The organism is Paracoccus alkenifer, assembly GCF_900108405.1.
GTDB classification, from domain to species: Bacteria; Pseudomonadota; Alphaproteobacteria; order Rhodobacterales; family Rhodobacteraceae; genus Paracoccus; species Paracoccus alkenifer.
In genome coordinates, this window is record NZ_FNXG01000016.1 from 1 (window position 1) to 6,632 (window position 6,632).

Here is a 6,632-nt window from a genome sequence, read left to right on the forward strand (position 1 = left end):
CCGGTGATCATGTTCTTGACGTAGTCGGCGTGGCCGGGGCAGTCCACATGCGCGTAGTGGCGGGCGTCGGTCTCGTATTCCACATGCGCGGTCGAGATCGTGATCCCGCGCGCCTTTTCCTCGGGCGCGCCGTCAATCGCGTCATACGCCTTGAAATCGCCAAAATACTTGGTGATCGCAGCAGTCGTCGTCGTCTTGCCGTGGTCAACGTGACCGATCGTGCCGATGTTGACGTGAGGTTTCGTGCGTTCGAATTTTGCCTTTGCCATCCTGGCCTCTCCTGATCGTCGGGCGCCGGCTGGACGACGCGCCTCGCGTAAGTATCGCCGCGATCTATAAGCGAGTCGCCCGGAAATCAAGGCGGCGCGCGCGGGTTGCGGGGAACTGCGGCAGCTTTGCGGCACCGCCGGCGAAAACCACGCGGCCAACGCCCGACGACCGGCGCAAAGCCCCGATTCCGATGGCCCGGCCGCCGCAAAGCCGCCCCCGATGCGGCTTTCATTTCAAGCACATGGGTAAAGTTCCGCTGACGACTTCGTGATGATCCCGCGTCGCTTGTGGGTTGAGCCGTCGCGGCAAAGAAAGCATTTTGCCGCTGACTCATATTTTATAAAGGAGCCTTGTAATGCGCCTCATCCTAGCCGCTGCATTCGCCGCGATCCCGGTTCTCGCCATTGCGCAGGACAACAGCGTCGAACAGGACGCGCTAAAGGCCCGCCAAGGCTATATGGTCGCGATCTCGGCCAACATGGGACCGCTTGCCGCCATGGCCAAGGGCGACATGGAATACAACGAAGAGCAGGCGGTGTTCCACGCCAGCAACCTTGCCGCCCTTGGCAATTACGAGGTCGAGATGCATTTCCTGCCCGGCACCGCGCAGGGCGAGCTCGAAGGCAGCCATGCGCTGGCCAAGACCTGGGACAACCTTGACGACGTGCGCGCCAAGCACGACGATTTCAAGGTCGCGGCCGCGGCGGCGCCCGAGGGCGTCAAGGGCGGGCAGGCGCAGGTCGGTGCGGTGGTCCAGTCGCTGGGCGGCACCTGCAAGGCCTGCCACGACAATTATCGCGCCAAGTGACCGTGAGCGATCCGGTCCGCGAAAAGCTGTGGGATCCGGCGCTGCGGGCGTTCCACTGGCTGCTGGCGTTTTTCGTGATCGCCGCCTGGGTGCTGGGCAAGTTCGGCCCGGCGAACATGTGGCTGCATTTCTGGTGCGGCTATGCGGTGGCCGGGCTGCTGGTGTTCCGGCTGGTCTGGGGCTTTGTCGGGCCGAAGCCCGCAAGGTTCAGCCATTTCCTGACCGGGCCGGGCAAGATGCTGCGCTATGCGCGCGGCATGTTCCGGCGGGTGCCGTCTTATTGGCCGGGGCACAATCCGCTGGGGGCGCTGTCGGTGATCGCCATGCTGCTGGTGCTGGCGGCGCAGGTCGGGTCGGGGCTGGTCTCGGACCCCGATGATTTCATCAACATCGGGCCGCTGGCCGGGCAGGTCAGCAGGGCGACCTCGCGCGCGGCGGTGGGCTGGCACAATCTGGGCGCGGTGGTGATCCTGTTGCTGGTCGTGCTGCATGTCGGCATGATCCTGTTCTATCGCCTGTGGAAGCGCGAGGATCTGGTGCGGCCGATGCTGACCGGCTGGAAGCTGGTGCGGCGCGACGACTAGGCCGCCCGCGCCCGCCGCAACGAGCCGCAACGAACAGGGCCGCCCGGTGGGCGGCCCTTTGCGTCAGTTGAAACGATTGTCGCGGGGAAAGCCGCGCGGGGCCATGCGGCCGGTGCTGGCGCGCTTGCCCAGCCATTCCGACAGGTCGGGTTCGGTGCGGGTGCGCCCGGCCGGATCCAGCCACGACAGCCCGGCCGACAGGGTGATGCATTTCGCATCCGACAGCCCGCCGTCCTTGAACTTTTGCAGGCGCACGCCCTTGCCGCGAGCCATTTCCGGCAGCTCGGACAGCGGGAACACCAGCAGCTTGCGGTTCTCGCCCACCACGGCCAGGTGGTCGCCCTCGACCCGGCGGACCAGCAACGCCTCGCCGTTCAGCACCTGCTTGCCGGTTCGGGTTTGGGCCTGCATGTCGGCCGCGTTCACGACAAAGCCGTCGCCGGCTTTTGACGCCACGACGAACTGCTGCCCCTCGCGCCAGGGGAACAGGTCCAGCACCGCAGCGTCGTTGGGCAGGTCGATCATCAGCCGCAAAGGCTCGCCCAAGCCCCGCCCGCCGGGCAGGTTATTGGCCGGCAGCGTGTAGAAACGGCCGTTCGCGCCGAACACCATCAGCTTGTCGGTGGTTTCCGCGTGCAGCGCCATGAAGGGGCCGTCGCCGTCGCGGAACTTGAGTTCCGCATCCAGCGGCTGGTGGCCCTTGACCGCGCGGATCCAGCCCATGCGCGACAGGATCACGGTGACCGGCTCGCGCTCGATCATCGCGTCCATGTCCAGCGGCTGCACGTCTTCGGACGCGGTGATCTCGGTCCGCCGCACACCTGCGGGGTTCGACTTGCCGAACAGCCCGCGGATGTCGCGCAGCTCGGACGCGATGCGCGCCCATTGCAGCGCGGGGTCCGCGACCAGCGCCAGCAGCCCCTCGCGTTCCTCGGCCAGCCGGTCGCGCTCGGCGCGCAGCTCGATTTCCTCAAGCTTGCGCAGGGCGCGCAGGCGCATGTTCAGGATCGCCTCGACCTGCAATTCCGACAGGCCGAATTCGGCCATCATCACCGCCTTGGGGTCGTCCTCGTGGCGGATGATCTCGATCACCCGGTCGAGGTTCAGATAGGCGACGATATAGCCGTCCAGCACCTCAAGCCGCGCCGCGATCTTTTCCAGCCGGTGGGTCGAGCGGCGCAGCAGCACCTCGCGCCGGTGGTCCAGAAACGCGCGCAGCACCTCTTTCAGGGAACAGACCCTGGGGGTGCGGCCGTCGATCAGCACGTTCATGTTCAGGCTGAAGCGGGTTTCAAGGTCGCTGACCCTGAACAGCGCCGCCATCAGCTGTGCCGGATCGACGCTGCGGGCGCGAGGTTCCAGCACGATGCGGATATCCTCGGCCGATTCGTCGCGCACATCGGCGAGGATCGGGATCTTCTTGGTCAGCACCAGCTCGGCCAGCCGCTCGATCAGCTTGGATTTCTGCACCAGATAGGGGATTTCGGTGACCACGATCTGCCAGGTGCCACGGCCCAGATCCTCGGTTTCCCAGCGCGCGCGCAGACGCATGCTGCCGCGGCCGGTGCGATACGCCTCGGCCAGCGTCGCCGCGTCCTCGACCAGCACGCCGCCGGTGGGGAAATCCGGCCCGGGCATGATGGTCATCAGGGTTTCGTCGCGGGCCTCGGGCGACTTGATCAGATGCAGGCAGGCGTCCACGACTTCGTGCAGGTTGTGGGGCGGGATGTTGGTCGCCATCCCCACCGCGATGCCGCTGGCGCCGTTGCACAGCAGGTTCGGAAAGGCTGCGGGCAGCACCACGGGCTCTTCCAGCGTGCCGTCGTAGTTGGGGCGGAAATCGACGGCGTTTTCGGCCAGCCCCTCCATCAGCGCCTCGGACGCGGCGGTCAGGCGGGCCTCGGTATAGCGGCTGGCGGCGGGGCTGTCGCCGTCGATGGAACCAAAGTTCCCCTGCCCGTCCACCAGCGGATAGCGCATGACGAACGGCTGGGCCAAACGCGCCATCGCGTCATAGATCGCGCTGTCGCCATGCGGGTGATAGTTCCCCATCACGTCGCCGGAAATCTTGGCCGATTTGCGGAACGCGCCGGTGGGCGCCAGCCGCAGCTCGCGCATCGCGTAAAGGATGCGGCGGTGGACCGGCTTCAGCCCGTCGCGCGCGTCGGGCAGCGCCCGGTGCATGATCGTGGACAGCGCATAGGTCAGATAACGCTCGCCGATCGCGCGGCTGAGCGTTTCCGAGGTCGTCGCCTCGCCGTCCGGGCCTGCGCCGTTCGCCGGCTGCTCGGGGGGCGCGTCTTGTGGGTCATTGCTCATGGCGCCTGACTACGCCTGCGCCGGGCCACGGTCCAGAGCCGGCATGACAGTGATGAATTTATCACACTGCCGGTCACGAAAGGCGGAACTGCAACTGATACCGGGAACGCAGCCGCCGCAAACGGGGTTCTGCATGGTAATCCACCGCCGCAACCGGCATTCCGTCAAAGCCACCAGCCACCAGCCAGCCCTGTCGCCATGTTCCGCCTGATCGCCCTTGCCCTGACCTCGACCTTTACGCTGCTGTTTCTGGTGGGCACCAGCGGCGAGCCGGTAGCCCAGGGTCCGGGTCCGGCGGTGATGTCGGCGGGGTTCATGGGCAGCGGCGCGGACGAGGCCGCACAGACCGCGCTGCAATATGTCGCACGCCCGCATCAGGCGCTGAAGGCCGAACCCGACAACGCCGCAGGCATCCTGCATATCCTGCCCTATGGCGCGCCGCTGCTGACGCTGGGTGAGATTCAGGGCGATTTCACCAAGGTCCGGGACGGCTCGGGCAGGGTCGGCTTCGTGCGCAGCGACGTGCTGACCGCCGCATTCCCCGGCTGACGCTTGCGCACGGTCCTGATCACCGGCTGTTCATCGGGCATCGGGCTGGACGCCGCCCGCCACCTGGCCCGCGCCGGCTGGCGTGTCATCGCCACCTGCCGCGGTGACGCCGATCTTGACGCCCGCCGGGCCGAGAGGATGCTGGCGCTGCCGCTGGACCTGTCCGATCCCGAAAGCGTCGCCGTTTGCGCGGACAAGGCGCTGGCGCTTGGCCCCATTGATGCGCTGGTGAACAACGCCGCCTTTGCCCTGCCCGGCGCGGTCGAGGATCTGCCCCGCGAGGGTCTGCGCGCGATATTCGAGGCCAATCTGTTCGGCACCCACGACCTGACCCGCCGCCTGATCCCGCATTTCCGGCAACAGGGCGCCGGGCGCATCGTCAATGTCAGCTCGGTGCTGGGGCTGGTCGGCATTCCCTGGCGCGGCGCCTATGTGGCGACGAAATTCGCGCTTGAGGGGCTGACCGACGTGCTGCGCATCGAGATGCGGGGCACCGGCATCAGCGTGATCCTGATCCAGCCCGGACCGATCACCAGCCGCATCCGCGCCAATTCCATCCCGCATTTCGAGCGCTGGATCGACTGGCAGGCCAGCCCGCGCGCCGGGCAATACCGCGACAGCCTGCTGCGTCGGCTTTACGAACCCGGCGGCCCGGACCGGTTCGAGCTGCCGGCCTCGGCCGCCGCGGCCGTCATTCTCCGCGCGCTGGAATCGCCGCGGCCCCGCGCCCGCTATCGGCTGACACGGCCCACCACCATGGCGGAAATCGGGCGGCGGCTGCTGCCCACCGCGGCACTGGACTGGTTTGCGCGGCGCAGCTAGTGTCGCCGCCAGCGAAAGGCACCACACATGCAGGACAAGCCACTTTTCATCCTTGCGGCGCTCGCGGTCCTCGTGGTCATGGTGATCCTGATGGTCGGCGTCGGCGGCTTTGCCCAAGGCGGCGAATTCAACCGCAAGCACGGCAACCGCATGATGCGCTGGCGCATCATCGCACAGGCAATTGCGGTGGCGCTGATCCTGATCGTGGTCTTTATTCGGGGGCATTGATGGTCGTTCTGAACCGCATCTACACACGCACCGGCGACAAGGGCGACACCGCGCTGTCGGACGGATCGCGCGTCGCCAAGCACGACCCGCGGGTCGAAGCCTACGGCACCGTGGACGAATTGAACGCCACGCTGGGGCTGGCGCGGCTGCACGCCGATGCGGCGCTGGCCGAACAGCTGTCGGTGATCCAGAACGAGCTGTTCGACCTGGGCGCCGACCTGTCGCGCCCGCATATGGACCGCGACGGGGACGCCCCCTATCCGGTGCTGCGCACTGTGCAGGAACAGGTCGACCGGCTGGAATCCGAAATCGACGCGATGAACGCGGCGCTGTCGCCGCTGCGCAGCTTCATCCTGCCCGGCGGCTCGGTGCTGGCGGCGCATCTGCATCTGTGCCGCACCGTGGCGCGGCGGGCGGAACGGCGGGCCACCGAACTGGCGCAGGGCGGCGACGCGAACCCGGTGGCGGTGAAATACCTCAACCGGCTGTCCGACTGGATGTTCGTCGCAGCCCGGGTGGCCAATGCCGACACCGGCGACGTGCTGTGGGTGCCCGGCGCCTCGCGCGGGGGAAAACCCGCGGCGGAATGACGCGTCGTCCCCGCCTAATGCGACGGCAAGGGTGCAAAAGGTCTTTTATCCCGCCGGGGCGACCGCTAAGCCATGTCCCGCAACGGATGGTGTCTGTGAACAAGGGAGAGCAGCCGAGATGAAGGTTCTCGTTCCGGTCAAGCGCGTGATTGACTATAACGTCAAGGCGCGCGTCAAGGCCGATGGGTCGGGGGTTGACCTCGCGAACGTCAAGATGTCGATGAACCCGTTCGACGAGATCGCGGTGGAAGAGGCGATCCGGCTCAAGGAAAAGGGCGCGGTTTCGGAAATCGTGGTGGTGTCGATCGGCGTCAAGCAGGCGGCGGAAACCATCCGCACCGCGCTGGCGATGGGCGCCGACCGCGGCATCCTGGTGGTGGCCGCCGACGACGTGCATCAGGACATCGAGCCGCTGGCGGTGGCCAAGATCCTGGCCAAGGTCGTCGCGGACGAACAGCCCGG

Annotated in this window: 9 protein-coding genes; 7 read left to right on the forward strand and 2 right to left on the reverse strand. The window is 67.1% G+C overall.

All coding sequences use genetic code 11. The features are described 5' to 3' along the window. The coding region (locus BLW83_RS15240; RefSeq protein ID WP_245728920.1) for a GTP-binding protein at positions 1-269 on the reverse strand (269 nt) is incomplete at its 3' end. A 356-nt stretch (positions 270-625) separates the two neighbouring features. Between BLW83_RS15240 and BLW83_RS15245 the strand changes: the two genes are divergently transcribed. Next, on the forward strand, positions 626-1,078 hold the full coding sequence (locus tag BLW83_RS15245; protein ID WP_090849231.1) for a c-type cytochrome: 453 nt from the start codon (positions 626-628) through the stop codon (positions 1,076-1,078). A gap of 2 nt (positions 1,079-1,080) precedes the next feature. Continuing rightward, on the forward strand, positions 1,081-1,662 hold the full coding sequence (locus BLW83_RS15250; protein ID WP_090849233.1) for a cytochrome b/b6 domain-containing protein: 582 nt from the start codon (positions 1,081-1,083) through the stop codon (positions 1,660-1,662). A gap of 63 nt (positions 1,663-1,725) precedes the next feature. On the opposite strand, the gene parC is transcribed toward BLW83_RS15250, so the two are convergent. Next, positions 1,726-3,981 carry a DNA topoisomerase IV subunit A gene (gene parC / locus BLW83_RS15255; RefSeq protein ID WP_090849235.1) on the reverse strand — a complete coding sequence of 752 codons (2,256 nt, stop codon included), beginning with the start codon at positions 3,979-3,981 and terminating at the stop codon, positions 1,726-1,728. A 198-nt stretch (positions 3,982-4,179) separates the two neighbouring features. Here parC and BLW83_RS15260 point away from each other — a divergent pair, with 198 nt between their 5' ends. The 5 genes from BLW83_RS15260 to BLW83_RS15280 all read left to right on the forward strand — a co-directional run. Next, a complete protein-coding gene (locus tag BLW83_RS15260) occupies positions 4,180-4,530 on the forward strand; it encodes an SH3 domain-containing protein (protein ID WP_090849237.1) in 351 nt (116 codons plus the stop codon). 3 nt (positions 4,531-4,533) lie between these two features. Continuing rightward, positions 4,534-5,352, forward strand: a complete 819-nt coding sequence (locus tag BLW83_RS15265) for an SDR family NAD(P)-dependent oxidoreductase (RefSeq protein WP_090849239.1) — start codon at positions 4,534-4,536, stop codon at positions 5,350-5,352. 27 nt (positions 5,353-5,379) lie between these two features. Further along, positions 5,380-5,580 (forward strand): twin transmembrane helix small protein, encoded by a 201-nt coding sequence (locus BLW83_RS15270; protein WP_090849241.1) that lies wholly within the window; start codon positions 5,380-5,382, stop codon positions 5,578-5,580. Then, complete coding sequence (locus BLW83_RS15275) at positions 5,580-6,170, forward strand: cob(I)yrinic acid a,c-diamide adenosyltransferase (RefSeq protein WP_090849243.1); 591 nt, start codon at positions 5,580-5,582, stop codon at positions 6,168-6,170. The genes BLW83_RS15270 and BLW83_RS15275 overlap by 1 nt, the downstream gene beginning before the upstream one ends. Positions 6,171-6,288: 118 nt before the next feature. Continuing rightward, on the forward strand, positions 6,289-6,632 hold a 344-nt coding region (locus tag BLW83_RS15280), incomplete at its 3' end, for an electron transfer flavoprotein subunit beta/FixA family protein (RefSeq protein WP_425433973.1).

What these genes read in the sequence shown, in the direction of transcription:
- BLW83_RS15275 (WP_090849243.1), top strand. Translation starts at nt 5,580, where the DNA reads ATGGTCGTTCTGAACCGCATCTACACACGCACCGGCGACAAGGGCGAC.
- BLW83_RS15260 (WP_090849237.1), top strand. Translation starts at nt 4,180, where the DNA reads ATGTTCCGCCTGATCGCCCTTGCCCTGACCTCGACCTTTACGCTGCTG.
- BLW83_RS15270 (WP_090849241.1), top strand. Translation starts at nt 5,380, where the DNA reads ATGCAGGACAAGCCACTTTTCATCCTTGCGGCGCTCGCGGTCCTCGTG.
- BLW83_RS15245 (WP_090849231.1), top strand. Translation starts at nt 626, where the DNA reads ATGCGCCTCATCCTAGCCGCTGCATTCGCCGCGATCCCGGTTCTCGCC.
- parC (WP_090849235.1), bottom strand. Translation starts at nt 3,981, where the DNA reads ATGAGCAATGACCCACAAGACGCGCCCCCCGAGCAGCCGGCGAACGGC.